General features: G+C 73.0%; 27 protein-coding genes. 15 read left to right on the forward strand and 12 right to left on the reverse strand.

What is annotated here, in order from left to right:
• Position 1 precedes the first annotated feature (1 nt).
• From H958_RS0106370 to H958_RS0106390, 5 genes are all read left to right on the forward strand, one after another.
• Entirely contained in the window at positions 2-1,102 is a 1,101-nt protein-coding gene (locus H958_RS0106370) for an aminotransferase-like domain-containing protein (RefSeq protein WP_407641130.1), read from the forward strand.
• Entirely contained in the window at positions 1,086-1,757 is a 672-nt protein-coding gene (locus H958_RS35460; RefSeq protein WP_037409322.1) for an alpha/beta hydrolase family protein, read from the forward strand. The genes H958_RS0106370 and H958_RS35460 overlap by 17 nt, the downstream gene beginning before the upstream one ends.
• On the forward strand, positions 1,748-3,013 hold the full coding sequence (gene kynU, locus H958_RS0106380; RefSeq protein WP_028058049.1) for a kynureninase: 1,266 nt from the start codon (positions 1,748-1,750) through the stop codon (positions 3,011-3,013). Before H958_RS35460 ends, kynU begins: the two co-directional genes overlap by 10 nt.
• A 265-nt stretch (positions 3,014-3,278) precedes the next feature.
• On the forward strand, positions 3,279-3,557 hold the full coding sequence (locus tag H958_RS45965) for a DUF6597 domain-containing transcriptional factor (protein WP_028058050.1): 279 nt from the start codon (positions 3,279-3,281) through the stop codon (positions 3,555-3,557).
• 35 nt (positions 3,558-3,592) lie between these two features.
• The gene (locus H958_RS0106390) at positions 3,593-4,435 is read left to right on the forward strand and encodes a YihY/virulence factor BrkB family protein (RefSeq protein ID WP_028058051.1); all 843 of its coding nucleotides are present in this window, start codon (positions 3,593-3,595) and stop codon (positions 4,433-4,435) included.
• Between the two features lie 153 nt (positions 4,436-4,588).
• Here the strand turns inward: H958_RS0106390 and H958_RS0106395 are convergent, their stop codons facing one another.
• The gene (locus H958_RS0106395) at positions 4,589-5,668 is read right to left on the reverse strand and encodes a calcium:proton antiporter (protein ID WP_028058052.1); all 1,080 of its coding nucleotides are present in this window, start codon (positions 5,666-5,668) and stop codon (positions 4,589-4,591) included.
• Complete coding sequence (locus tag H958_RS0106400; protein WP_037409324.1) at positions 5,656-6,324, reverse strand: haloacid dehalogenase type II; 669 nt, start codon at positions 6,322-6,324, stop codon at positions 5,656-5,658. Before H958_RS0106400 ends, H958_RS0106395 begins: the two co-directional genes overlap by 13 nt.
• On the opposite strand from H958_RS0106400, the gene H958_RS0106405 reads away from it, so the two are divergent.
• Both H958_RS0106405 and H958_RS0106410 read left to right on the forward strand, forming a co-directional pair.
• Positions 6,323-8,671 carry a beta-glucosidase family protein gene (locus tag H958_RS0106405; protein ID WP_051323901.1) on the forward strand — a complete coding sequence of 783 codons (2,349 nt, stop codon included), beginning with the start codon at positions 6,323-6,325 and terminating at the stop codon, positions 8,669-8,671. The genes H958_RS0106400 and H958_RS0106405 overlap by 2 nt on opposite strands.
• Positions 8,671-9,543 carry a LysR family transcriptional regulator gene (locus H958_RS0106410; RefSeq protein ID WP_028058054.1) on the forward strand — a complete coding sequence of 291 codons (873 nt, stop codon included), beginning with the start codon at positions 8,671-8,673 and terminating at the stop codon, positions 9,541-9,543. Before H958_RS0106405 ends, H958_RS0106410 begins: the two co-directional genes overlap by 1 nt.
• Here the strand turns inward: H958_RS0106410 and H958_RS0106415 are convergent.
• The 3 genes from H958_RS0106415 to H958_RS0106425 form a co-directional block, all read right to left on the reverse strand.
• Positions 9,540-11,660, reverse strand: coding sequence for a heavy metal translocating P-type ATPase (locus tag H958_RS0106415; protein ID WP_051323944.1), 2,121 nt, complete (start codon positions 11,658-11,660; stop codon positions 9,540-9,542). The genes H958_RS0106410 and H958_RS0106415 overlap by 4 nt on opposite strands.
• Positions 11,661-11,715: 55 nt before the next feature.
• Positions 11,716-11,916 carry a heavy-metal-associated domain-containing protein gene (locus tag H958_RS0106420; RefSeq protein WP_028058056.1) on the reverse strand — a complete coding sequence of 67 codons (201 nt, stop codon included), beginning with the start codon at positions 11,914-11,916 and terminating at the stop codon, positions 11,716-11,718.
• A gap of 73 nt (positions 11,917-11,989) precedes the next feature.
• Positions 11,990-12,304 (reverse strand): thioredoxin family protein, encoded by a 315-nt coding sequence (locus H958_RS0106425; RefSeq protein ID WP_028058057.1) that lies wholly within the window; start codon positions 12,302-12,304, stop codon positions 11,990-11,992.
• A gap of 123 nt (positions 12,305-12,427) precedes the next feature.
• Between H958_RS0106425 and H958_RS35465 the strand changes: the two genes are divergently transcribed.
• Both H958_RS35465 and H958_RS0106435 read left to right on the forward strand, forming a co-directional pair.
• Positions 12,428-13,219 (forward strand): arsenate reductase/protein-tyrosine-phosphatase family protein, encoded by a 792-nt coding sequence (locus tag H958_RS35465; RefSeq protein WP_196807241.1) that lies wholly within the window; start codon positions 12,428-12,430, stop codon positions 13,217-13,219.
• A complete protein-coding gene (locus H958_RS0106435) occupies positions 13,212-13,595 on the forward strand; it encodes a VOC family protein (protein WP_028058058.1) in 384 nt (127 codons plus the stop codon). The genes H958_RS35465 and H958_RS0106435 overlap by 8 nt, the downstream gene beginning before the upstream one ends.
• On the opposite strand, the gene H958_RS35470 is transcribed toward H958_RS0106435, so the two are convergent.
• Complete coding sequence (locus H958_RS35470; RefSeq protein ID WP_196807242.1) at positions 13,577-14,200, reverse strand: polysaccharide deacetylase family protein; 624 nt, start codon at positions 14,198-14,200, stop codon at positions 13,577-13,579. The genes H958_RS0106435 and H958_RS35470 overlap by 19 nt on opposite strands.
• A gap of 99 nt (positions 14,201-14,299) precedes the next feature.
• On the opposite strand from H958_RS35470, the gene H958_RS35475 reads away from it, so the two are divergent.
• Together H958_RS35475 and H958_RS0106450 are read left to right on the forward strand one after the other, a co-directional pair.
• Entirely contained in the window at positions 14,300-15,016 is a 717-nt protein-coding gene (locus H958_RS35475; RefSeq protein ID WP_051323903.1) for an acylphosphatase, read from the forward strand.
• A gap of 119 nt (positions 15,017-15,135) precedes the next feature.
• Positions 15,136-16,974 (forward strand): bifunctional metallophosphatase/5'-nucleotidase, encoded by a 1,839-nt coding sequence (locus tag H958_RS0106450; protein WP_028058059.1) that lies wholly within the window; start codon positions 15,136-15,138, stop codon positions 16,972-16,974.
• Between the two features lie 63 nt (positions 16,975-17,037).
• Here the strand turns inward: H958_RS0106450 and H958_RS0106455 are convergent, their stop codons facing one another.
• Genes H958_RS0106455 through H958_RS0106465 form a run of 3 tightly spaced genes read right to left on the reverse strand, consistent with a single transcriptional unit; the run spans position 17,038 to position 19,317 of the window.
• Positions 17,038-17,691 (reverse strand): thymidylate synthase, encoded by a 654-nt coding sequence (locus H958_RS0106455; protein WP_028058060.1) that lies wholly within the window; start codon positions 17,689-17,691, stop codon positions 17,038-17,040.
• Positions 17,692-18,405: a metal-dependent transcriptional regulator gene (locus H958_RS0106460; RefSeq protein ID WP_028058061.1), complete on the reverse strand. Its 714-nt coding sequence runs from the start codon at positions 18,403-18,405 to the stop codon at positions 17,692-17,694.
• A gap of 18 nt (positions 18,406-18,423) precedes the next feature.
• Positions 18,424-19,317, reverse strand: coding sequence for a LysR family transcriptional regulator (locus H958_RS0106465; protein WP_231379183.1), 894 nt, complete (start codon positions 19,315-19,317; stop codon positions 18,424-18,426).
• A gap of 212 nt (positions 19,318-19,529) precedes the next feature.
• Here H958_RS0106465 and H958_RS0106475 point away from each other — a divergent pair, with 212 nt between their 5' ends.
• The gene (locus tag H958_RS0106475; RefSeq protein ID WP_028058063.1) at positions 19,530-20,474 is read left to right on the forward strand and encodes an ATP-dependent DNA ligase; all 945 of its coding nucleotides are present in this window, start codon (positions 19,530-19,532) and stop codon (positions 20,472-20,474) included.
• Between the two features lie 16 nt (positions 20,475-20,490).
• Here H958_RS0106475 and H958_RS47375 read toward each other — a convergent pair whose 3' ends face one another.
• On the reverse strand, positions 20,491-20,808 hold the full coding sequence (locus tag H958_RS47375) for a winged helix-turn-helix transcriptional regulator (RefSeq protein ID WP_028058064.1): 318 nt from the start codon (positions 20,806-20,808) through the stop codon (positions 20,491-20,493).
• A gap of 32 nt (positions 20,809-20,840) precedes the next feature.
• Complete coding sequence (locus H958_RS47380; protein ID WP_196807243.1) at positions 20,841-21,761, reverse strand: DNA polymerase domain-containing protein; 921 nt, start codon at positions 21,759-21,761, stop codon at positions 20,841-20,843.
• Between the two features lie 27 nt (positions 21,762-21,788).
• Here H958_RS47380 and H958_RS0106490 point away from each other — a divergent pair, with 27 nt between their 5' ends.
• Both H958_RS0106490 and H958_RS0106495 read left to right on the forward strand, forming a co-directional pair.
• Positions 21,789-22,796, forward strand: coding sequence for a glycerate kinase (locus tag H958_RS0106490; RefSeq protein ID WP_028058065.1), 1,008 nt, complete (start codon positions 21,789-21,791; stop codon positions 22,794-22,796).
• Positions 22,797-22,873: 77 nt separating this feature from the next.
• Positions 22,874-23,362, forward strand: a complete 489-nt coding sequence (locus tag H958_RS0106495) for an SIMPL domain-containing protein (RefSeq protein ID WP_156027738.1) — start codon at positions 22,874-22,876, stop codon at positions 23,360-23,362.
• 78 nt (positions 23,363-23,440) lie between these two features.
• Here H958_RS0106495 and H958_RS35485 read toward each other — a convergent pair whose 3' ends face one another.
• Positions 23,441-24,307, reverse strand: a complete 867-nt coding sequence (locus H958_RS35485; protein WP_156027739.1) for a polysaccharide deacetylase family protein — start codon at positions 24,305-24,307, stop codon at positions 23,441-23,443.
• A gap of 76 nt (positions 24,308-24,383) precedes the next feature.
• Between H958_RS35485 and H958_RS35490 the strand changes: the two genes are divergently transcribed.
• On the forward strand, positions 24,384-25,481 hold the full coding sequence (locus tag H958_RS35490; RefSeq protein WP_231379184.1) for an NAD(P)H-dependent glycerol-3-phosphate dehydrogenase: 1,098 nt from the start codon (positions 24,384-24,386) through the stop codon (positions 25,479-25,481).
• Positions 25,482-25,488 lie beyond the last annotated feature (7 nt).

Here is a 25,488-nt window from a genome sequence, read left to right on the forward strand (position 1 = left end):
CCTGCCAGCCATGGCCACGATCTCCTTCGCCCGTGGGGCGCCGTCGCTGGACATCGTCGACGTGGAGGGCCTGCGCGAGTCCGCGCGGCTGGCCTTCGACAACGATCCGGCCGGGACGACGGCCTACGGAACGTCGGTCGGCTATGTGCCGCTGCGCGAGTGGATCGCCGAGCAGCACGGCGTGGCCGCCGAGCAGGTGCTCGTGACCAACGGGTCGATGCAGGCCGACGCGTTCCTGTTCGAGCTGATGGTGGGCGCCGGCGACGGCGTCGTGGTGGAGTCGCCGACCTACGACCGCACGCTGCTGAACCTGCGCGGGCGCGGGGCGGACATCCACATGTTCGACCTCGAGCGCGACGGGATCGACGTCGAGCAGCTCGCCGGCGCGCTGGGCCAGGGCTTCCGCCCCAAGCTCGCGCACATCATCCCGAACTTCCAGAACCCGGCCGGCTACACGCTGTCCGCGGCCAAGCGAGGCCGGCTGCTGGAGCTCGCGACCGAGCACGACTTCACGATCTTCGAGGACGACCCGTACGTCTCGATCCGCTTCGAGGGCGAGCCGCTGCCGACGATGCTCTCGCAGGACGACGCCGGCAAGGTCGTCTACGCGTCGTCGTTCTCGAAGACCGTCTGCCCGGGCATCCGCGTGGGCTACCTCGTCGGGCCGCAGGCGGTCATCAAGCAGATCCAGACGCTCGCCACCAACACCTACATCTCGCCGAACATGGTCGCGCAGTCGATCGTGAACCAGTTCGCCCGCTCCGGGCGCATGGACGGCGCGATCGAGACCGTCAAGACGGCGCTGCGCGCCCGCCGCGACGCGCTCGTCGCCGCGCTCGAGCGCGAGCTCCCCGAGGCGCGCTTCCAGGCGCCGCAGGGCGGCTACTTCATGTGGGTGGAGCTGCCGGAGGCGGTCGACGTGGCGGAGCTCGAGCGGGCCGCCGCCGCGCGCGAGGTGATCTTCGTCAAGGGCACCGACTTCCTGCTCGAGGGCGGCGCGAACACGCTCCGGCTCGCCTACTCGGGCGTCAACCCGGAACAGATCGACGAGGGCATCACGCGGCTGGCCGAGGCTGTGCGCTCCCTTGGCGTCGCGGCATAGATACGGCGAGGACGCCTCGCAGTTCGGGGACCTCCACGAGGGCGGCGACCGCGGGGTCGCCGTCCTGATCCACGGCGGCTTCTGGCGCGACCGCTACGACCTGACGTTGATGGACCCGCTCGCCGCCGACCTCGCCGCGCGCGGCTGGACCGCGTGGAACGTCGAGTACCGGCGGCTCGGCGGAGGCGGGGGCGTTCCGGCCACGCTCGACGACGCGGCCGCGGCGATCGATCACCTGGCGGAGCTCGACCTCGACCTGTCACGCGTCGTCGCGATCGGGCACTCGGCCGGCGGCCACCTGGCGGCCTGGGCCGCGACGCGCGAGGATCCGCGCGTGCCCGTCACCGGCGTCGTCTCGCAGGCCGGCGTGCTCGACCTCCGCCGCGCGTGGGAGCTCGGGCTCTCGAACGACGTGACGCGAGAGTTCCTGGGCGGCGACCTGGAGCGCTGCGCGGAGGCCTCGCCGATCGAGCGGCTGCCGCTCAGCGCGCCCGCCCTGCTCGTGCACGGCTCGCGCGACGACACGGTGCCGCTGGAGATCAGCGAGCGCTTCGCCGAGCTGTCGGGCTCGCGGCTCGTGGTCGCAGACGAGGACCACTTCGGGCACCTCGATCCGTCCAACCGCATGTGGAAGGCGGTGATCGAATGGCTCTGACGCGCGACGAGGCCGCCGCGCTCGACGCGAAGGACCCGCTGGCGCACTTCCGCGAGCGCTTCACGGTGGCCGACCCAGAGCTGATCTACCTCGACGGCAACTCGCTCGGGCGGCTCTCGGTCGACACCCGCGAGCGGCTGCACGAGGTCGTCGAGCAGTGGGGCGATCGGCTCGTCTCCGGCTGGCACGACTGGATCGACGCTCCCACGCGCGCCGGCGACCTGCTGGCGGAGGCGGCGCTCGGCGCGCGGCCCGGCGAGGTGATCGTCTGCGACTCGACGACGGTCAACCTCTACAAGCTCGCCTGCGCCACGCTCGACGCGTACTCGCTCTCGGCCCAGCGCGCGCTCGTGACCGATCGCGACAACTTCCCCACCGACCGCTACGTGCTCGAGGGGATCGCGGAGCAGCGCGGGCTCGAGCTGCGGCTGCTCGAGGCCGAGGACCCGCTGCACGGGCCGCAGCCGGCGGACCTCGAGCCGCTGCTCGCGGACGGCGCGGTCGCGCTGATCGTCCTCAGCCACGTCGCCTACCGCTCCGGCGCGCTGGCCGACATGGAGGCGCTGACGCGCCTCGCCCGCGACTACGACGCGCATATCGTCTGGGACCTCTCGCACTCGGCCGGCGCCGTGCCGGTCCGCCTGCGCGATGCCGGCGTCGAGCTCGCCGTCGGCTGCACGTACAAGTACCTCAACTCGGGCCCGGGCGGGACCGCGTACCTGTACGTGGCGGAGGAGCTGCAGGCGGGTCTGCGGTCGCCGATCTGGGGCTGGTTCGGGCAGGCCGAGCAGTTCGCGATGGAGCGGCCGTACGAGCCCGCCGAGGGCATCGGCCGCTTCCTCGCCGGCACGCCGCCGATCCTCAACGTCGCGGCGGTCGAGGCCGGCGCCGGGCTGACCGCCGAGGCCGGCATCGAGGCGATCCGCGAGAAGTCGGTCGCGCAGACCGAGCTCGTGATCGCGCTGCATGACGAATGGCTGGCGCCGCTCGGCTTCGAGCTCGGCACGCCGCGCGACCCCGCCCGGCGCGGCTCGCACGTCTCGCTGCGCCACCCCGAGGCGTGGCCGATCTGCCGCGCGCTGATCGAGCGCGCGGCGGTCGTCCCGGACTTCCGCGGGCCGGACTCGATCCGGCTCGGGGTGGCGCCGCTCTACACGTCCTACGTCGACGTGTGGGACGCGCTGGACCGCCTGCGCGGGCTCGTCGAGCGCGGCGAGCAGCGCGCGGTCGACGCCGCGCGCGCTCGCGTCACGTAGCCGTGACCTCCTCCATGCGGCGCTGCATCTCCTCGTCGCTCATGTCCTCGGTGTGATGTGCGTCGCGAGCATCCAGCGGTGGCCGAACGGGTCGCGCAGCGAGCCGGCGCGGTCGCCGTGGAACTGGTCGGCGACGCGCGCGCCGCGGGCCCGTCGCCGACCACGAGCGACGGGGTGAGCGTGTGGAATCCCTCGGGAATCGGCTTGGTCATGCGGCCAACCTACGAGGGCTCCGGGCGGCCGTATCGTAAGAACGCGACAGCCGATGGAGACGACCACGAGCCACCGCGGGGTCCTCGATCCGGAGGCGGCGGCGCGCCACTTCCGCCTCGCCCGATACGCGCCGTCGCCCGATCTCGCTCACCTGGTCGAGCGCCACTGGTTCGTCGAGTGGCACCCGCGCGAGCCGTACACGCAGCGCGTCGTCACCCACCCGAGCGTCAACCTCGCCTTCGAGCCGCACTACGCGCTCGTGTTCGGCGTGGTCGGCCGCGCGCCCACCGAGTGCGCGGCCATGTGCGCCGGCCCGGCGCTCGCCGCCTGATGCGACGGCGCACCCCGGCCGGACCGCGTCGTCTCATGGGTTGGGCGCGGGCGCTGACTCGCGGCTTCGAGGAGCACAACCTCCTCACCTACGCGAGCGCGATCTCCTTCCGCGTCTTCTTCGCGCTGATCCCGCTCAGCCTCTTCGCACTCGGGCTCCTGGGATTCCTGCATCTCGACGGCGTCTGGCGCCACCACGTCGCACCCAGCATCCGCCCGAACGTGTCCCCGGCGGCCTTCAGCGTCATCCAGAGCACCGTCGCCGAGGTGCTCGGGCATCGCCGCGCGTTCTGGCTCACCTTCGGCGCGGCGATCGCGATCTGGGAGGTCTCCGGCGCGATGCGCGCGGTCATGGGCGCCTTCAACGCCGTCAACGGGCTCGAGGACCGGCGCTCGCTGCGCCGGCGCCTCGCCGTCTCGTGCGGCCTCGCGGTCGTGGTCGGCGCGCTGGTGATCGCCGCGGCGGCCCTGGTGTTCGCCGGCGGCCCCGCCGTCGGCGCCCTGCTCGGCTCGGGCACGCTGGTCGCGCTCGCGGCCTTCGCGCTGCGCTGGGGCGCCGCAGCGGCGCTGCTGCTGCTGATCGTCGCGATCCTCGGCCGCTTCGCGCCCGCGGAGCGCCAGCCGGTCCGGTGGGCAGGCCTCGGCGCGTTGCTCGTCGTGGTCGGCTGGGCGGTCACCTCGGCGCTCTTCGGCTGGTACGCCCGCTCGGTCGCCGACTACGGCTCCGTCTACGGCGGGCTCGCCACCGTGTTCGTGACGATCGAGTACCTCTACCTGTCCGCGACCGTCTTCGTCACGGGGATCGAAGTCGACGCGCTGGTCCGGCGCCGGGTGGAAGGGGGTTCGGGCCGCCGCGCTGGTCAGGCGCAGCGGCCCTGAGGTGCGTCCGGCCGGCGAGCGTCGGGAGGGGAGAACAGCCCGGTGGCCTTCGCGTCGATGAGGTGGTCAGCCTCTCTGTGGGAGTAACTATCGCGACAGGGCGGTTCTGTGACCATCGCCCTAAGGGATGAATCGCATCACCCCTTCCTCCGTTCACGGGCTGAAGATCAGCACGAGGTAGACGAAGAACACGAGCAGGTGCACGGCGCCCGCCAGTACGGTCGTGCGCGGGCCCGAGAACGTGACGACGCTGAGCAGCAGGGTCAGCGCGATCAGGACGATCCCGCTCGGGTCGAGCCCGAGCAGGACGTCGCGGCCGGTGATCAGGCCGATCGTGAGGACGGCCGGGAGCGTGAGGCCGACCGTCGAGAGGCAGGCGCCGAGGCAGAGGTTGACCGTGCGCTGGAGCTTGTTGGCATACGCCGCCTTGAGCGCGCTCACGCCCTCGGGCGTGAAGATGATCAGCGCGATCAGGACCCCGCTGAGCGCGACCGGCGCGCCGATGTCGTGGATGCCGTGCGAGACGACCTTGTCGAGCCGCTTGGCGAGCAGCACGATCGGGAGCACGGTCGCGACGAGCAGGACCGTGTGCCGGGCGATCGCGCGCGGCGAGCGCTCCTCCGGCCTGTGCTCGTCGCCCTCCTCCAGCGTGAACAGATCCCGGTGCCGGCCTGTCTGGATGATCAGGAAGATCGCGTACAGGGCGGCGGTCGCGAGCGAGAAGAGGATCGCCTGCGTCGTCGAGAGCGTCTCGTCGGACGTCGACCGCGTCACGCTCGGCATGATCAGCGCGATCGTCGCGAGCGGGATGATCACGACGAGGTAGGCGGACGCGCCCTCGAGGCTGTATTCCTGCGTGTGGTGCCGGATCCCGCCGATCACGAGCGAGAGCCCGACGACGCCGTTGAGGACGATCATGATCACGGCGAACATCGTGTCCCGGCCGACCGTCGGCGATCCCCCGCCGCCGAGCATCACGGCGCTGATCAGCATCACCTCGATCACGACGATCGAGAGCGTGAGGATCAGCGTGCCCAGCGGCTCGCCGAGCATCTCGGCGAGGTGATCGGCCTCGACGACGACGCCGAACGCGCACCACAGGATCACGCCGAGGATCCAGGCGAACAGCAGCACCTCGAGCGGCCACTTGTCGAGCGTCGACTCCGAGAGCAGGTCGCCGCCGAAGAGCGCGAAGGCGAGAACCGTGCCCCAGCCGGCGATCAGGCGCCGCATTGCGACGCCAGATCGAGGAAGTCCGCGGCGACCACGTCCCAATCGCCGCCCGGCGCGGCGTCCTCGGTCGGGCGGGAGACGAACGCGGTGCGCAGCCCGAGCGCCGCGGCGGCCGCGAGGTCCGCGTTGTGCGCCGCGACCATCATGACCTCTCCCGGTTGCAGCCCGAGCGCCGCCACGCTGCGAAGGTACGCCGCAGGCTGCGGCTTGTAGGCGTGCGCAAGCTCGGCGCCGACGATCGCGTCCCACGGCAGTCCCGCGTGCCTGGCCATGTCGACGAGCAGCGCGATGTGGCCGTTGGAGCACGGGGCGATCACGCAGCGCCGCTTGAGGCGCGTGAGGCCCTCGACCGTGTCCGGCCACGGATCCAGCCGGTGCCAGACGCGCGTGAGCTCGTCCGGATCGGCGACGGCGAGCCCGCGCGCGGTCAGCAAACGGTCCAGGGCCTCGCGGTGCAGCCCGTCGAGATCGGTCCACTCGCGCTCGCCCGACCGCACGGTCTCCAGCTGCGGCTGGTAGGCACCGCGCCAGGCGTCGGCGAGCTCCGCGGGCAGTCCCCGCCGCTCCAGCTCCCGCGTGACGGTGCCGCGCCAATCGACGCACGTCCCGAATACGTCGAAGAGCATCGCGTGCACGAGACTCATACTGACGGTCATGGAGGAACTGCTGCGCGCGCGCTTGGCCGAGCTCGACCTGGAGCAGAAGGTGCGACTGCTCACGGGTGCCGACTTCTGGGCGCTGTACGACGAGCCGGCGGCCGGCCTGCGCCGCCTGGTCACGTCCGACGGGCCGGCCGGCGTCCGCGGCGAGCGCTGGGACGAGCGCGAGCCCTCGGCCAACGTGCCGTCCCCGACGGCCCTGGCCGCGACCTGGGACGAGGGGCGGATCGAGCGCCTGGGCGGCCTGCTCGCCGCCGAATGCCGGCGCAAGGGCGTCGACGTGCTGCTGGCGCCGACGGTCAACCTCCACCGCACGCCGTACGGCGGGCGCCACTTCGAGTGCTTCAGCGAGGACCCGCTGCTGACGGCGCGGATCGGCATCGCGTACGTGCGCGGGCTCCAGGACGCAGGCGTCGGCGCGACCGTCAAGCACTACGTCGCCAACGACTCCGAGACCGAGCGCTTCACGCTCGACGCGCGGGTGGACGAGCGGACGCTGCGCGAGCTCTACATGCGGCCGTTCGAGGAGATCGTCGAGGCGGCGCATCCCTGGGCGGTGATGGCCGCCTACAACAGGGTCAACGGGCACACGATGACGGAGTCGCCGCTGTTGCGGGAAGTGCTCAAGGACGCGTGGGAGTGGGACGGGCTGGTGATGTCGGACTGGTTCGCCGGCCGCTCGCTCGACGCCGCCGCGGCCGCCCTCGATCTCGTGATGCCGGGGCCGGGCGGCCCATGGGGCGACGCGCTGGTCGCGGCAGTGCGCGCGGGCCGGGTGAGCGAGGCGGCGATCGACGACAAGGTGCTGCGGATCCTGCGGCTCGCGGCGCGCGTGGGCGCCCTGGAGGGCGTGGACGCGCCGGCCGCGCCCGCACAGTGGGACATCCCCGCCGAGCTGCGCGCGACGGCCGCCGCCAGCTTCGTGCTCGTCCGCAACCACGGCACGCTGCTCCCGCTCAACGGCCCGTCGCTGAAGAAGGTCGCCGTGATCGGCCCGAACGCCGCGGTCGCCCGCACGCTCGGCGGCGGCAGCGCGACGGTCTTCCCGCCCTACACGGTCTCGCCGCTCGAGGGCCTGCGCGCGGCGCTGCCGCACGCCGAGGTGACGTACGCCCCGGGGGTGCGCACGCACGAGCGTCTGCCCGTCGCGGCGGACATGGACGTCGTGCTGCACTACATCGGCGCCGACCTGGAGCCCGAGCCGCGGCGCGCCGGGGACTACCACTGGAACGCGCTCCCGGCCGGGACGACGGCGGTCGAGGCGCACGCGACGTTGCGAGCGGACACCGCCGGCGAGTACGTGATCGGCGCGTCGGGGACCGGGCGCCTCCGGTTGTCGCTGGACGGGAAGATCGCGTTCGACGAGCTGCTGGCGCTCGGGCCGGACGCCGATCCCGCCGAGGCGCACATGTTCCCGCCGCAGAAGGGCGCGCCGGTGACGCTGGCGGCCGGCGAGGAGGTCGGCATCGTCCTGCGCTACGACGTCGCCGACGGCGCGGGGTCCTCGTTCGACTCGCCCGCGGCGCTCTTCAAGCTCAACGTCGACCGGCCGCACGGGACGCCCGAGGCGATGCTCGAGGAGGCGGTGGCGGTGGCGCGCGAGGCCGACGTGGCGATCCTCGTCGTCGGCACGACCGAGGAGGTCGAGAGCGAGGGCTTCGATCGCTCCACGCTCGCGCTGCCAGGCCTCCAGGACGAGCTCGTGCGCCGCGTCAACGAGGCGTGCGCGCGGACCGTCGCGATCGTCAATGCCGGCGCGCCCGTGCTGCTGCCCTGGGCCGACCGAGTGCCCGCGATCCTGCTGTCGTGGTTCCCCGGCCAGGAGGCCGGCAACGCGCTCGCCGACGTACTGCTCGGGGCCGTCGAGCCCGGCGGGCGGCTGCCGACGACGTGGCCGGCGTCTGAGGCGGGCCTGCCGTCCTCGCGCCCGGTGGACGGCGTGCTCGAGTACGCCGAGGGCACGGCGATCGGCTACCGGCGCCCCGGCGAGGTCCTGTACCCGTTCGGCCACGGCCACGGCTACACGTCCTGGGACTACCTGGGGATCGAGCCGTTCGACGGCGGCGTGCGCGTGCGCGTCGTGAACAGCGGCACGCGCCGCGGGCGCGACGTGGTGCAGGTCTACGCCGCCCGGCCGGAGCTCAGGCTCGTCGGCTTCGCGGGCGTCGAGGCGGAGCCGGGCGAGCAGGTCGACGTCGAGATCGCGGTGCCCGAACGCGCGCTGGCGCGCTGGGACGGCGGCTGGGTCGTCGAGCCGGGCGACTACGAGCTGTCCGCGGGCCGCTCGGTCGCCGACCTGCGCGTGAGCACCACGATCGCGGTCGCGGGCTCCGTCGCGCACTGATGGAGCTGCGGCAACTCGAGTACTTCGCCGCCGTCGCGCGGCACCGCCACTTCACGCGCGCGGCGGAGGAGCTGTACGTCACCCAGCCGGCGCTCTCGCAGCAGGTGCGCCGGCTGGAGGCGGAGCTCGGGCTGGCGCTGCTGCGCCGGACGTCGCGCGGCGTGGAGCTGACGGCGGCCGGCGAAGATCTGCTCGCCCACGCGCAGGCGGTGCTCGCCGAGGTGGCGCGGGCGCGTGCGCAGATGGACCGGCACGCAGGTGTCTCGCGCGGCGTCGCGCGAGTGGCGGCGACCGCGGCCGACGCGCCGCGGCTCCCGGACGCGCTGGCGGACTTCCACGCCGGCCACCCGCGGATCCAGATCGCCCTGCGGCAGGGCTCCGCCGCGGAGGTCGTCGCGCTCGTCCAGCGCGGCTCGGTCGACGTCGCCGTGCTCGCGCTCGCGGGCGAGCCGCCGTCGGGCGTCGAGACGACGCCGCTGACGGACGAGCCGCTGCGCGTCGCGGTCCCCGCCGACGACGAGCTCGCCGGCGCGACCGTCACCCTGGAGGACCTCCGCGGACGCCCGTTCATCCTCGCCGAGCCGGGCACCGCGCTGCGCGAGACCGTGATGGCGGCGACGCAGGCGGCCGGCTTCAGCCCGCTTCCGCTCGTCGAGGTCGGCGACCCCGGCACCGTCCGCCACCTCGTCCGCGCAGGGCTCGGCATCAGCCTCGTCCCGGCGTCCTGGCTCGAGCGCCCGGGCCCCGTCGTCGCCGCCGCCGACCTCGACCGCCCGCCGCGCCACCGCCTCTCCCTGCTCACGCCGGCGGCCGGCCCATCCCCGGCCGGACGCCTGCTCTACGAGCGCCTGAAAGCCCTTAGAGGCCTTTAGGATCGGCCGAAGCGGCGGAGGCGGAGCGCGTTGCCGACGACCGACAGGCTCGAGAGCGCCATCGCGAGCCCCGCGATGACCGGGTTGAGCAGCCCGAGCGCGGCCAGCGGGATCGCGGCGACGTTGTAGCCGAACGCCCAGCCGAGGTTCTGCCTGATCGTCCGCAGCGTCGCGCGCGAGAGGCGGATCGCGTCGGCGGCGGAGCGCAGGTCGCCGGAGACCAGCGTCAGGTCGGAGGCCTCGATCGCGACGTCGGTCCCGGTGCCGATCGCCAGGCCGAGGTCGGCCTGGGCGAGCGCGGGGGCGTCGTTGACGCCGTCGCCGACCATCGCGACCACCCGGCCCTCGGCCTGCAGGCCCGCGATCACCTCGGCCTTCCCGGCCGGAAGCACCTCGGCGATCACCTCGTCGATGCCGACCTCGGCGGCGACGGCGCGGGCGGTGGCCGCGTTGTCGCCGGTCAGCAGCACCGGGCGCAGGCCGAGCGCGCGCAGCGAGGCGACCGCCTCGCGCGAGGTCGGCTTGACCGTATCGGCGACGACGAGGACCGCGCGCACCGCGCCGTCCCACGCGGCGAGCACCGCCGTCCGCCCCTGCGCTTCAGCGTCGCGCACGGCCTGGGCGAGCGCGGCCGGCGGATCGCCGGCGAGCGCCGCGCGCCCGGCGACCACGTGCGTCCCGCCGACGACGCCTTCCACGCCGAGGCCGGCGTGGTTGACGAAGTCCGTCACCTCGGCGTCCCCGCCTGCGATCGCACGGCCGACCGGGTGCTCGGAGAACCGCTCGAGCGGGCCGACGAGCCGCAGCGTCTCCTCGGGCCCGACGACGTCCACGAGGCTCATCCGGCCGGTCGTCACCGTGCCGGTCTTGTCGAGCACGACGGTGTCGACCGCGCGCGTGGACTCCAGGACCTCAGGCCCATTGATCAGCAGGCCGAGCTGAGCGCCGCGGCCGGTGCCCACCATCAGGGCCGTCGGCGTCGCGAGGCCCAGCGCGCAGGGACAGGCGATGATGAGCACGGAGACGGCCGCGGTGAACGCGAACGTCGCCGTCTCGCCCGTCCCGAGCCAGAAGCCGAGCGTGCCGAGCGCGAGGACGATCACGACCGGGACGAACACGCCCGAGATGCGGTCGGCGAGCCGCTGCACCGGCGCCTTGCCGTTCTGCGCGGCCTCGACCAGCCGCGCGATCCGCGCCAGCGCCGTGTCCGCGCCGACCGCGCTCGCGCGCACGACCAGCCGGCCGCCGACGTTGACGGTCGCGCCCGCGACGCTCGCCCCCGGCTGCACCTCGACCGGCACCGACTCGCCCGTGAGCATGCTCATGTCGACCGCGCCGGCGCCGGACTCGACCACGCCGTCGGTCGCGACCTTCTCGCCGGGGCGCACGATGAAGCGATCGCCGACGGCGAGCCCGGCGACCGGCACGCGCCGGCCGTCGAGCAGCTCGACGTCCTTGGCGCCGAGCTCCAGCAGCGCGGTCAGCGCCGCGCCCGCGCGCCGCTTGGCGCGCGCCTCGAAGTAGCGCCCGGCGAGCAGGAACGTCGTCACGACGCCCGCCGTCTCGAGGTAGATCTGGTTCGCGCCCTCGCCGGAGCGCGGGATCAGGTCGAAGGTCATGCGCATCCCGCTCATCCCGGCGTCGCCGAGGAACAGCGCATACAGCGACCACAGCCACGCGGCGAGCGTCCCGACGCTGATCAGCGTGTCCATCGTCGCGGCCCCGTGGCGCAGGTTCGCCCACGCCGCGCGGTGGAACGGCCAGCCACCCCAGACGACGACGGGCGACACGAGCGCGAGCGAGAGCCACTGCCAGTTGTCGAACTGCAGCGAGGGGATCATCGCCAGCACGAGCACGGGCAACGAGAGCAGCGCGGAGAGCATGAGCCGCTGCCGCAGCGCCGACGTCTCGTCGCCGGGCGCGGCAGGCGCGTCCGGCAGCGCGGGCAGCGTCGCGTGGTAGCCGGCCGCCTCGACCGCCTCGACGAGCCGCCCCGGCTCGACCGAGTCCTCGTACTCGACGCGCGCCTTCTCGGTCGCGTAGTTGACGGTCGCGCTGACGCCGTCGAGCTTGTTCAGCCTGCGCTCGATCCGGTTCGCGCACGACGCGCACGTCATGCCCGTGATCGGGAGCTCGAGCGCGTTCACCGCCGGCCGGGCCTCAGCGCCGGGATCACGCCGGCACCGCGTCGTAGCCGGCCTCGTCGATCGCCGCGACCACCGCCGCGTCGTCGACGCCGGTGCCGCGGACGCGCACGAACCCGATCTCGGCGTCGACCTCGCTCACGCCCGCGACCTTGGCGACCTCCTCGGTCACGGCGACCTTGCAGTGGTCGCAGCTCATGCCGGAGACGGCGTAGGAACGGATCGTCATCGGGGGCGGCTCCTTCTCGATACCAGGGGAGGGTACTCCTCCAAGCGTATCAGATACCCCTAGGGGGTAAATGTCAGAGCACGCCGGCGAGCTCCCGCTCGAGCCGCTTGCGCGGGCGCGAGCCGACAAGCGTCAGCACCGGTGCGCCGTCGCGGAAGAGCATGAACGTCGGCATCGAGAGCACGCCGTAGCGCGCAGCGGTCGCCTGGTTGGCGTCCACGTCGATCGTCACGACGCGCAGGTCGTCGCGCTCGGCCTCGAGCTCGGCGAGGATCGGCTTCATGACGCGGCACGGCGGGCACCAGGCCGCCGTGAAGTCGACGAGGACGGGCGTCTGTGACTCGAGGACCTCGGCGGTGAACGCGTCGTCGGTCGTGGTGGTCGGCATGCCCATGACCCTCGCAGTGCGTGGCGGGGCGGCCAAGTGGAATCCGTGATGGCGACGATCAGCGCCGCTGCGCGGTGGCTGCCGGCTAGACGCATCAAACCAGGTTGATGTATTGTTCGCCGGGTGATCGCCACGGCGGCAGATGGCGAGAGTTCACCGCCGCGGTTTCTGCGGTTGGCGGGCCACCCGTTGCGGTGGCGGCTGCTGAGCGAGCTGGCGCGCAGCGACCGGCGCGTGGGCGAGCTCTGCGCGCTGGCAGGCCGCCACCAGAGCCTGGTCTCGTATCACCTGCGCCAGCTGCGCGACGGTGGCCTTGTCTCGATGCATCGCAGTGCCGCGGACGGCCGCGACAGCTACTACGTCCTCGATCTGCCCCGCTGCGGCGAGCTGCTGGCGAGCGCCGGCGTGTCGCTGCACCCCGGCCTGGCGCCGACTCCGCGCGCGCGGGCCGAGCGCCGCTCCGCGCTCGCGCGGGTGCTCTTTCTATGCACGGGCAACAGCGCGCGCTCGCAGATCGCCGAGGCGCTCTGCGAGCAGCTCTCCCGCGGCGCGGTGAGCGCCGCGAGTGCGGGCAGCCATCCCAAGCCCCTGCATCCCAACGCGGTGCGGGTGATGCGCGAGCGCGGCATCGACCTCGCCGGGCGTCGTTCCAAGCACCTGAGCGAATTCAGGCACCGGCGCTTCGACTACGTGATCAGCCTCTGCGATCGCGTGCGCGAGGTCTGTCCCGAGTTTCCCGGCGGACCCGAGCTGATCCATTGGAGCATCCCCGACCCGGCGCGCGAGCCCGGAAGCGACGAGGAGACCCTTCCTGCGTTCGAGCGCACCACCACCGCGCTTTCAACCCGCATCGACTTTCTCATCGAGGCAATCGAAACGACCACCACCACCCGGGAGGTGACCGAGCGTGCCTGACGAGCTCGTGAACGTCCGCTACATGGTCGACGACGTCGAGAACGCCGTCGGCTTCTACACCACCCACTTCGGCTTCACGCTGCGCACCAGCGCCGCACCCGCGTTCGCCGACGTCGTGCGTGGGAACCTGCGGCTGCTGCTCAGCGGGCCGGCGAGCTCGGCCGGGCGGCCGATGCCCGACGGCCGCACCCCGCAGCCGGGAGGCTGGAACCGCATCCACTTCATCGTCGAAGACATCGCGGCCGAGGTCGAGCGGCTGCGTGCCGCCGGCCTGACGTTCCGCAACGACATCGTCAGCGGTCCGGGCGGCCGGCAGATCCTGCTCGAGGACCCCGCCGGCAACCCGATCGAGCTGTTTCAGCCGGCGGGCAGGTGACGTACGGCGCCGGCGTGGCCGGCAACAAGCTGTGACGCGGTCACGGCGTGCCAGCCACGGCCCCGAAGCTCATGCAGCACCCGATCCACCGCCTCGGCGGTTGGCATCAGCTCGGGCCGGTCGTCGTGCAGCAGGACGATCGAGCCCGGGCGGATCGCGGCGATGATCCGGTCATAGATGGCCTGAGCGCCCGGGTCTTCGTAGTCGCGAGGGTCGACGTCCCACAACAGCGTCCTGAGCCGGTGCCGGGCCGCGGCCAGCTGCAGCCGCCGATTCGTGAGTCCGAACGGCGGGCGGAACAAGCGCGGCTCGACGCCGCACACCGAACGGATGACGGCCGCCGTGCGGGCGGCGCCGCGCGCGCCGGCCAGCGGGTGGTTGCGGTGATCGTCGTGGGCCCATCCGTGCACCCCGATCTCCTGACCCTCCTGCACCGCGCGCCTCACGTGCTCTTCGCGACCGGCGATCCGCTCACCTAGGACGTTGAACGTCGCGCCCGCGCCATGCTCGCGCAAGACGTCGAGGATCGCGGTCGTCACCGCTCCCGGCCCGTCGTCGAACGTCAACGCGATCGCCGGCACGTTGCGCGGTCCATGAGCCAGCACGCTCAGCACGGATATGAAGTCTGCGCGCCGCGCGCCGCGGCGTTGCGCGAGATGCGACCACCGCACGGCGCGGCCGCGATCTGCGGCTACGCTCGGGCGATGGCGTCACCACACAGGGCGCTGCGGGCGACGGCCGGCGGGGGCATCGGCGCCGAGGACTTGGCCGCCAAGGCCCGCGAGCTGGGTGTCATGGGTTGGGTACGGCCCACCGGGGAGATCCATGCCGAGGGCGCGCCCGACGCGGTGCACGAGCTGATGGCGTTCCTCGGGGACACGGTTGCGATCGAGCGCGCGCGCGTGGAAGGGCACGAGCAGTTCGCGATCCGCGGCGTGAGCGCGGGGGCGTTCGTCGTCCAGGAGCACCAGGCGACCGCCCACCACTACGACCTGCGCTTGGAGGTCGGCGGGCTCATGCGCTCCTGGGCCGTGCCCAAGGGGCCGTCGCTGGATCCCGCCGCCAAGCGCCTGGCCGTGGAGGTCGGCGACCACGAGGTCGACCACAACGACTTCGAGGGCACGCTCGGCGACGGCGGCGTGATCGTGTGGGACCGCGGCACCTATGAGCAGGGAGGCCGCGTCGCCTGGCCCGGGGCGATCGAGCGCGGCCACGCCGTCTTCGTCCTACACGGCGAGAAGCTGCGCGGCGGCTTCGCGCTCCAGCGCACCGGAGCGGGCGCCAAGCCGCAATGGCTGCTGATCAAGCGCCGCGACGACGAGGCGCGCCCCGGCTCGGACATCGTCGTCGAGCGGCCCGAGTCGGTCCTGAGCGGCCGCACGCTCGCGCAGCTGCTCGCCACGGAGACGCATCGGCCATGAGCCCCTCGACGCTCGACCGGGTCACACGCTTCCATCACGACATGCTCATGAACTAGGTTCTCGGCTATCGCGGCGCCGGGTTCTCGTGTCCGGCGTGGGCCGACACCGAAAGGGGACCGATGAAGAGGCGTCTCGCGAGCGTGCTCGCGCTGATTGCAGTGGTGGCGCTGCCGGGCACGGCCGCGGCGGATCACAGGGACCAGGACAGGCACGCGCCCAGGCAGAAGGACCGCGACGCGCACGTCCAGCTCCTGGCGATCAACGACCTGCATGGTCACCTCGCCGCGAACACGCCCGGCACGATCCAGACCGGCTGCTGCCGGCCCGTGATCACCAACGGAGTGCAGACCGGTTGGACCCAGATGACGGTGCCGACGGGCGGCATCGCGTACCTTGCCGCGCACATCAAGGCGCTGCGGGCGACGAATCCCGACACGATCACCGTGGGCGCTGGAGACCTGATCGGCGCCAGCCCGCTCGTGTCCGCGCTCTTCCATGACGAGCCGACGATCGAGGCGATGAACTCGATCGGCCTCGACGTGACCGGCGTCGGCAACCACGAGTTCGACGAGGGCGTCGCCGAGCTGCGGCGGATGCAGTACGGCGATCAGCACGGCGGCGACGGCTGTCATCCGGTCGACGGCTGTCAGGACGGCACGCCGTTCGGCGGCTCGCTCTTCCAGTACCTCGCGGCCAATGTCTTCTATGCGGGCACGAACCGCACGATCCTGCCGCCGTACGAGGTGCGCAAGGTCGGCAACGCGAAGATCGCGTTCATCGGCCTCACCTTCGAGGGCACGCCTACGGTCGTGACGCCGAGCGGGGTGGCGGGACTCGAGTTCCGGCCGGAGATCGCCACGGTCAACGCGCTCGTGCGTCAGCTGCGCCACGAGCGGGGGGTCAAGGCGTTCGTCGTGCTGCTGCATCAGGGCGGTACGCAGGTGCCGCCGGCGCCGCCCGCATCGCCGTCGGCAACGCCGGCCGGCGACGAGTACACCGACGTGAACCGCTGCGTGAACTTCAACGGTCCGGAGATCCAGTCGATCGCCAACGGGCTCGACCCGCGCGTCAGCGTGATCGTCAGCGCCCACACACATCAGCCCTACATCTGCCGCATGGCCGGAAAGCTCGTCACGAGCGCGGCGTCGTTCGGTCGCGTCATCACGGACATCGACCTCAAGATCGATCACCGGTCCAAGGAGGTGACCGCGGCAAGCGCCACCAACAGGATCGTGACCCAGGACATCGCGCAGGACCCCGCCGCCAAGGCGATCCTCGACAAGTACACGACGCTCTCGGCACCGCTCGCCAACCGGGTCATCGGCAGCATCGGCGGCGACATCCGCTCGGCGCGCGACGCCCCCAACGGCCAGAACGCGGCCGGGGAGCAGCCCATGGGCGACGTGATCGCCGACGCGATGCTGGAGGCCACCGCTCCCAGTGACTTCGGCGGCGCGGTCGCGGCGTTCATGAACTCCGGCGGCGTGCGGGCCGGCCTGCTCTACAACCAGATCAGCGGTGGTGAGCAGCCCGGGCAGGTGACCTACGCCGAGGCGTTCACCGTGCAGCCGTTCGGCAATACGCTCGTCGTGAAGACCTGCACCGGCCAGCAGATCTACGACGTCCTGAACCAGCAGTTCAACAACCCCGCCGCCGGGTCGAGCCGGATCATGCTGCCGTCCGCGAACGTCCACTACCAGTGGACGACGGCCGGCGGCCCGCACGTCGTCGACGGCTCCGTGTCGTTCGACCGCGGGGCGACGCCGATCGACAAGGCCGCGTCCTACCGCGTCGTCGTGAACAACTTCATGGCCGACGGCGGCGACAACTACACGGTCTTGCGCTCGTGCACGCAGCCGCTCGGCGGCGATGTCGATCTCGATGCGTTCGCGCGCTATCTGACCGCGCACGCGCCGGTCGCGCCGCCGGTGCTCAACCGCATCGAGAAGGTCGGCTAGCGACTCCAGACGCCCGTGGTGCCGGCGAGAGCACCGGCACCATGGTGCGTCGGTGGAGGTCGATCAGGCTTGGCCGGCGACGATGCCGGTCATCTCCGCGCGCTCGGTGTCGTAGATGTGGGCGGACTTGACGTTGAACCGCAGCGCGCCGACCGGACGCTCGAGCGCGTCCGCCACCCGGTGCTGCAGGAGCGCGAGCTCGGTCAGGTTGCCGTAGCCCTTGGCCCCGAAGTCGATGCTGTGGGCGTAGACGACGAGCTCGACGGCGCCGTCCGCGACCCAGAAGTCCAGCAGGCTGACGCACGGGATGTAGGTCGTGTCCGTCAGCGGCTCGAACGTCGTGATCGCCGCCGAGCGCGAGGCCGGGTCCGCGCGCAGGCGGTCGATCACCCAGGCGAGCTGATCGCGGCCGGACCCCGCGTAGTCGAACAGCCGGCTCGCGTAGCTGCGGGCGCCGCCGAGCGCCTCCACCCGGTCGTGGGCGGCGAAGTTGGCCCGCATCCAGCGCAGCCGCTCCGGGTCGCCGTAGCGGGCGATCAGCGGGTCGTCGGCGGACGGCTCGGCGACCACCAGCGTGACGTGCGCGAGCTCGAGGATCGGCAGGCCGTCGTAGTGCTCCGGCTCGCCCTCGCGGAGGATCCGCGCGGCGACCTGCAGCCATGCCTCGCCGATCGTCGGCGACTCGATCGGGGCGCCGGCCGGGGCCGCAGCACCCATCTAGCGGCCGTAGCGCTCCTTGCCGAGCACCAGCTGCTCCGGCAAGGCGGTCCGCGGCGGAGGCGAGGGGTCGGCCAGCACGGAGACGGTCTCGGCCACCGAGCGGGTCAGCGTCGCGGTCGAGTCGGCGCCGAAGTCGACCGTCACGAACTCGCCGTCGGCGGTCGCGACCGTGCCCTCGCGACCGGGCTCCAGCCCCTCGTGCTTGAACAGGTGCAGCAGGTCCTCGGCCTCGTTCTCGAACCGCAGCACCGTGATCTTGGCGCCCTCCTCGACGTCGCCGAGCGGGACGCCCTCGATCCGGGTGCCGGGCTCGATCGGATGCCCGTGCGGGCACGTCTTGGCGTCGCCGATCGCGGCCAGCATGCGCGCTTCGAGCACCGGCGACATCGCGTGCTCGAGCCGCTCGGCCTCCTCGTGGACGTCGTCCCACGCGATCCCGAGCACGTCGGTGAGGAAGCGCTCGATCAGCCGGTGGCGGCGGACGACCGCCTCGGCCTGCGACAGCCCCTCTTCGGTGAAAGAGATCGACTTGTCGGCGGCGCGCGTGATGTAGCCGTCGCGCTCCAGCCGGCCGACCATCTCGTGCACCGTCGGCGCGGAGAGCTGCATCGCGCGCGCGACGTTCGCGCCCGTCATCGGCAGCCCCGCTTCGTGCAGCCAGAAGATGGTCTGCAGATACTCCTCTTCGGCGACGGTGGCGTGCGACGACATGCCAGGATCGTAACCGGCTCAGACGGCGAGCCCGCGGACGCGCCGGTCCGCCAGCTCCATGAACTCGCGCGTTGCGGGCGACAGGCGCGCGTTGCGGCGCGTGATGAAGGCGAAGGTCTCCATCAGCGGCGGCTCGAACGCGACAGTCCCGAGGCGGCGCGCGTAGCCGCGCATGTCCAGGATCGAGCGCGTCGAGACCGTGTCGCCGAGGCCGCGGACCGCGAGATCGAGCGCGGCGGTCACGTATTCGACCTCGATCTGGGGCTCGACCAGGACGCCGGCGCGCTGAGCCCGCTCGCGCAGCTGCCGGCGCGTCGGGTCGACCGCCGCCCAGCGGGCGTCGTACAGGATCAGCGGCGCCGCGGCGAGGCGCTCGATCGTGATCGGCTCCGTCAGCCGTGCGCGGTCGGCCGAGACGTAGAGGAGCTCGTCGCGGATCGAGGGGCGCACGTCCAGCCCGCGGTCGTCGACCGGGAGCACGACCAGGCCGGCCTCCAGGTGGCCGTCGCGCACGGCGTCGGCGACCTCCGCGGAGTTCTGCCCGATCGCGCGCACGCGGACCTGCGGATGGCGCGTGCGGAAGTCCTGGACCAAGCCGCCGAGCAGGTAGTGGTGCGCGCTCCCGAAGGTCCCGAAGGCGACCGTCCCGCCGGAAAGATCGCGGACCTCGCGCACGGACTCGACCGCCTCCTGCGCCTCGGCCAGCGTGCGCTCGGCGTGCGGGCGCAGCAGCCGTCCCGCCTCGGTCAGCTCGAGGCCGCGGCCGACGCGCATGAACAGCGGCACGCCCAGCTCGGCCTCGAGCCGGCGGATCTGCTCCGAAAGGCTCGGCTGCGCCATCAGCAGGGTCTCGGCGGCCGCGGAGAAGGAGCCGTGGTCGGCGGCGGCGAGGAAGTACGTGAGCTGCTGCAAGGTCAAGGCTCTACCTATCGACTGTAGAGTCAATCAAGCCTAAGACAATGGCGCACAATGTCCGACAATGTGGGCATGACCATTCTCTCCCTGATCCTCGCCGGGTTCGCCGGCCTTGGAGTGGTCGACGCCCTCGCCATGAAGTTCGGCGCCGAGGACCGGCCCGGCTTCAGCGAGCGCGCTCCGCTCTCCTAGTGCTTTGATGGGCGGCGATGGCGCTGCCCCTCCAGCCTCCCCTCCTCCCCCAGCTCGCCCGGCCGGCGAAGAAGCTGCCGGCCGGCGACGCGTGGGTCTACGAGCCCAAATGGGACGGGTTCCGGACGATCGCGTTCGTCGACGGCGATGACGTCTACCTGCAGTCGCGCAGCGGCAAGCCGATGCGGCGCTACTTCCCGGAGCTCGAGTTCCCGCCGGGCCGCTACGTGATGGACGGCGAGATCGTGCTGTTCGACGCGGAGGGCCGCCAGGACTTCGACGCGCTCGGCCAGCGGATCCACCCGGCCGAGTCGCGCATCCGCATGCTCGCCGAGCAGACGCCCACGCGCTTCGTCGCGTTCGACCTGCTGGCGCTGGACGAGGAGTCGCTGCTGGAGCTGCCGCAGCGCGAGCGCCGCGCGCGGCTGGAGCCGCTGATCGATCCGCGGCTGGACCTCACGCCGGCGACGGCCGACCCCGACGCCGCCTCGGAGTGGCTGCGCAGCGCCGAGGGCGTGATCGCCAAGGATGCAGGCGCGCCGTACCGGCCCGGCGAGCGCGTCGGCATGACGAAGATCAAGCGCGTGCGGACGATCGACGCCGTCGTCATGGGCTGGCGCCCGGGCAAGGAGGAGGGCACGGTCGGCTCGCTCATCCTCGGCCTGCACGAGCCCGACGGGACGCTGCGCACGGTCGGCCACACCTCCGGCTTCAACGCGAAGGAGAAGCGCGAGCTGCCGGCGCGGCTGAAGCCGTATGAGACCGGCAACCGCGGCATGGGCGACCCGAGCCGCTGGGCGAGCGACCGCGAGCTCGAGTGGATCGAGCTGCGGCCCGAGCTCGTCGTCGAGGTCACGTTCGACCACACGAGCAACGACCGCATCCGCCATGGGGCCAAGATCGCGCGCTGGCGCGACGACAAGGCGCCGGCGGACTGCGGGATGGACCAGCTGCTCAATTAGGCACAGCGCCCGGCCGCTAGACGATCCGGTTGTGCTGGACCGCCCAGCCCGCGAGCGGGGCGAGCGCGGCGAAGAGCTCCTCGCCGGCCTGCGAGAGGTCGTACTCCACGCGCACGGGCACGTCGGGATAGACGCGCCGCTCGACGATCCCCTCCGCCTCCAGCGAGCGCAGGGTCGCGGACAGCATGCGGCGAGACACGCCGATCTCGCGCGTGAGCTCGTTGAAGCGAGCGGTCCCGGAGGCGAGCCGGGCAAGCACTGCGACGCTCCACTTCGGGGCGAGCGTGCCGACGGCGGCCTGCACGCCGGCGAGCTGGAAGGATTCGGTCGGCACGTCCACCAGATGGCCGTTCGGCCGATCGCGTGTCAGTCCTCGTCCTCTCCGGCGATCGCGAGCAGGGAGTCGAGCGAGCCGGGGTGCGCGTCGATGTCCGCGTTCGGGTCGCCGCGCCGCTTCAGCCGCGCCGGCACCGTGCGCACGGTGAAGTCGCCGGGCTCGCAGTCGGCGACCTCGTCCCAGTCGAGCCCGCAGGCCACGCGCGCGTCGGCGACCGGGCGCACAGAGTAGGCCGAGGCGACCGTGTGGTCCTTGGCGTTCTGGTTGTAGTCGACGAAGACGGCGTCCTGCGGCCGGTCCTGCTTGAACCACTTCGCGGTCGCGATCCCCCCGCCGCGGCGCTCGACCTCGCGCGCCAGCGCCAGGGCGGCGCGCCGCACGGTCCCGAAGTCCCAGCGCGGGTGGATGCGGACCGGGATGTGCATCCCGCGCGACCCGGACGTGCTCGGGAAGCCACGCAGGCCGTGCTCCTCCAGCACGTCGCGGGCCAGCAGCGCCGTGCGGCGGACCTTGTCCCACGTCGCGCGCGGCATCGGGTCGATGTCGACGCGCAGCTCGTCGGGATGGTCGAGGTCGGCGCGCCGCACCGGGTGCGGATTGAAGTCGATGTTGCCGAGCGAGACCGCCCACACCAGGTGCGCCGCGTCGACCGGGACGAGCTCCTCGGCCGTGCGCCCGGAGGGGAACCGGAGCACCGCCGTCTGCAGCCACTCGGGCCGCTTGGCCGGCACGCGCTTCTGGTAGAAGGGCTTCTCATCGATCCCGCCCGCGTAGCGCTTGAGCATCGTCGGCCGCTCGCGCACGTGGTTGAGCACCGCATCGGCGCAGTCGACGTAGTAGTGCGCGAGCTCTCCCTTCGTCACGCCGCACGCGGGGAAGTAGACCTTGTCGGGGTTGGAGAGCTTGACCTCCACGCCGCCGAGCTCGAACACCTCGTAGGGCGTCGCCATCGCGCGCAAGCCTGACAGGATGCGGGCGTGCCCGTACGCGAGCGCCCCGTCCTGGTCGCCCCCGACTCGTTCAAGGGAACCTTCCGGGCGTCCGAGGTCGCCGGCGCGATCGGCCGCGGGCTGGAGCGCGCCGGGCTGATGCCCCCGGACCTGTGCCCCGTCGCCGACGGCGGCGAGGGCACGCTCGACGCGCTGCTGCCGCAGCTCGGCGGCGAGCTGGCCGGGCTGGACGTCCACGACCCGCTCGGGCGCCCCGTGCGCGCCCAGTTCGGGCTTGTCGAGGACGGCGGCACGGCGATCGTCGAGATGGCCGCCGCGAGCGGGCTCGGCCTGGTGGCCGAGGACGAGCGCGACGCGTGGGCGGCCTCGACCTACGGCACCGGGGAGCTGATCGCGGCCGCCGCGCGGGCGGGCGCGGCGGTCATCCTCGTCGCGGTCGGCGGCTCGGCGACCACCGACGGCGGCGCCGGCGCGCTGGAGGCGATCGATCAGGCGGGCGGCCTCGGCGGCGCGCGCATCGTCGTGCTGTGCGACGTGCGCACGCCCTGGGAGGCCGCGCCGCGCGTCTTCGGCCCACAGAAGGGCGCCGACCCCGCGCTGGTGAGGCGGCTGGAGCGGCGCCTGGACGAGCTGGCCGCGAAGCTCCCGCGCGACCCGTGCGGCGTCCCGATGACCGGGTGCGCCGGCGGGCTCTCCGGCGGCCTGTGGGCGGCGCACGGGGCGGTGCTCGAGCCCGGCGCCCAGTTCGTGCTCGACGCGCTCGACTTCGACGCGCGCATGCGCGCCAGCCGCGCGGTGGTCACGGGCGAGGGCAAGCTGGACCAGCAGACGCTAGAGGGCAAGCTCGTCGGCGAGATCGGCACCCGCGCGCGCCAGGCCGGCGTGCCGCTGCACGCGTTCGTCGGCCGCGACGAGCTCGATCCGTTCGGCAAGCGGATCATCGACCTGCAGGTCGTGCGCGAGACGACGACGCTCGAGCAGCTCGAGGCGGCCGGCGAGGAGCTCGGCGCCGCACTGGCGACCGGCGCCGCCTGAGGGCCCGTCGAGGGCTTGGTCACAAATCCCGCCCGTACCGCAAGTATGAAGTGGTAAGCGACGAAAGGACGTGTCGGATGCGGTGGCAGATGGGTCTCGCGGCGGCGGTGGCCGCCGGTGTGCTGGCGCCCGCGGCACACGCGCAGGCGCCCGCGAAGTCGGTGACCACGATCGGGGCGGCGACGGTCAAGGTGAAGCCGCAGAACCGCAAGAGCAGCACGTCCATCGCCGCGGCGGTCGAGGCCGCCGACGCGAGCGCGCGCCCGAAGGCGGTCGCCGAGGCGCGTGAGCGGGCGGCGCAGCTGGCCCAGACCGGAGGCCTCGTGCTCGGCGCGATCACGTCGATCTCCGACGCCCCGACGCTGCCGTACTACGGCCCGTTCGGGATCCCGTACCCGCTGCAGGGGACGTTCGGCCCGGGCAAGTACTGCGGCACCGTCCGCACGGTGCACCGCAAGCGCGGCAGCGACGGCCGGACCCGCGTCGTGCGCGGCAAGCCGCATCGCGTGTGCCGGGTGCCGGCGAGCATCACCGTGTCGCTGACCGTCACGTTCGCCGCGAGCTGAGACGTGTCCAGCCTGCCCCGGACCGCATGACGACGGTCATGCGGTCCGGCCGGCGGTGCGGTCGTCCCGCGCGCCGTCTCAAACGCCCGAGAGCCGGCTGAGCAGCGTCCCCGGGGTGTCGCTGCCGTTGACGCGCACGCGCTTGAGCGTGAAGGAGTCGCCGCGCGCGGCGGGCCCCTCGTCGACGGTCGTCGCGCCGCGGTAGCCGGCGGCCCGCACGGCGGCGACGACGCGGGCGTCGTACTTGCCGGCCGGGTAGCAGAAGAACTCGGCGGTGTGCGACCCGAACCGCTTGCGGATCTCGCGCCGCGACCCCACCAGCTCCTCGCGCAGCTGCGCGTCGCCGACCGTCGTCAGGTCCGGATGCGTGAGCGTGTGGGAGTCGATCTCCCACCCGTTGGCGATCAGCGATCGCACCTGGTGCTCGGTGATGCCGTCCTTGCCGAGGTTGTTGACCTCGAGGTTGAGCACGCCCGGCCACTGGAGCCTGCGCAGCACCGGCCGTGCGTGCGTGTAGTCCGACAGGTAGCCGTCGTCGAACGACACCACCACCGGTCGGCGCGGGAGCGGGCCGCCGTCCTGCCAGGCGTCGAACGCCTGGCGCAGCGTGACCGCGTGGTAGCCGGCGCGCCGCAGGCCCTGCATCTCGGCCGCGAACACGTCCTTGTCCACCCACAGCTCGGCGTTCGCCGCCCCGGGGGGAGGCGCGGAGACCACGTGGTACATGAGGATCGGCACCTTCATCCGCCGCGCCGCGGCGCCCCGCACGTCGGCCGGCGCCGCCGGCAGATGCCATCGCCGCTTCCTGGCCGGCCGCGCCGGCGACGCCGACGGATTCGCGCGCGCGACCCCCGCGCCCGGCCGCGGCGACTGCGGCCGCGCAAACGCGACCACCGCCGCGGCGGCGGCCACCAGGGCTCCGATCGCCAGCAACCTCCTGCGCATGCCGCAGTCAGGGTACGCGCCGCCGCGGCGCGCCGGCCGCAGGTAACGCGGGCGCCGCTCGCGGGTACTTCGCCCTGTGCCGCCACGGCCCCAGCTGTCACTCCCCACGCCGGGGTCCAAGCGCGCGATCGTGCTCGGCGCGGGCTCGTTCGGCACCGCCGTCGCGGTCCTGCTGGCGCGCGGCGGCTTCCGCACGACGCTGCAGACGCGCACGCCCGAGCAGGCCCAGCGGCTCGAGGCCGACCGCGAGAACAAGGCCTACCTGCCGGAGGTCGCGCTGCCGCGCGAGCTTCGCGTGGAGCCGATGGCGACCGGGCTCTCGAAGGCCGACTACGTCTTCCTCGGGGTCCCGTCGCGCGGGCTGCAGGACGTGATCGCGAACCTCACGGCGACCGGGCTCCCGGCGCGCACGCCGGTGATCTCGATGGCCAAGGGCCTCGTCCCGCCGGACGGGATCGCGCCGACGACGATGCTCAACAACGCGTTCGGGATCGACCGCGTCGCCTGCATCGGCGGCCCGGCGCACGCGCGCGAGATGGTCACCGAGGGCGCGGGGCTCGTCGCCGCCTCGACCGACATGCGGCTCGCGGCCACGATCGCGAACGTGTTCCTGCGCGCCGGCGTCGTGTGCGAGCAGTCCAACGACCCCGTCGGCGTCGAGCTGTCGGGCATCGCCAAGAACGCCGCCGCGCTCGCCGCCGGCGCGACCGAGTCGCAGGGCCTCAACGCCGCCGGCGCCGCGGCCGGGCACATCTTCCTCGAGGTCTGGCGCTACGCGGAGCGCCACGGGGCCAAGCCGGAGTCGATGATCGGTCTCGCCGGGACCGGCGACCTCGTCGGCACCGCGCTCGCGCCGCAGAGCCGCAACCGCCGCGCCGGCGAGCTCCTGGCCCAGGGCGTCCCCGCGAGCGAGATCCCCGAGCGGATCGGGCAGGCCGTCGAGGCGCTGGACGTCGTCCCGCTCCTGCACCTCGCGCTCGAGCGCGCGCACGTCGACGCACCCGTGACGACCGCGCTGCACCGGCTGATCGCCGGCGAGCTCCCGCTCGACGACTGGGTCGCCCAGGTCCGCGCGACCGTCCCGCCGCCGCCGGCGCGCGAGCGGGCGTGGCGGCGCGCCTGGCTGCGGATGCGGTCCGGCTCGCAGCGCATGCGCGCGCGGACCGAGCCCTAGCCGCCGA

Origin of the sequence: Candidatus Solirubrobacter pratensis, from assembly GCF_000425945.1 — a bacterium.
In the GTDB taxonomy this organism is placed as follows: Bacteria; Actinomycetota; Thermoleophilia; order Solirubrobacterales; family Solirubrobacteraceae; genus Solirubrobacter; species Solirubrobacter pratensis.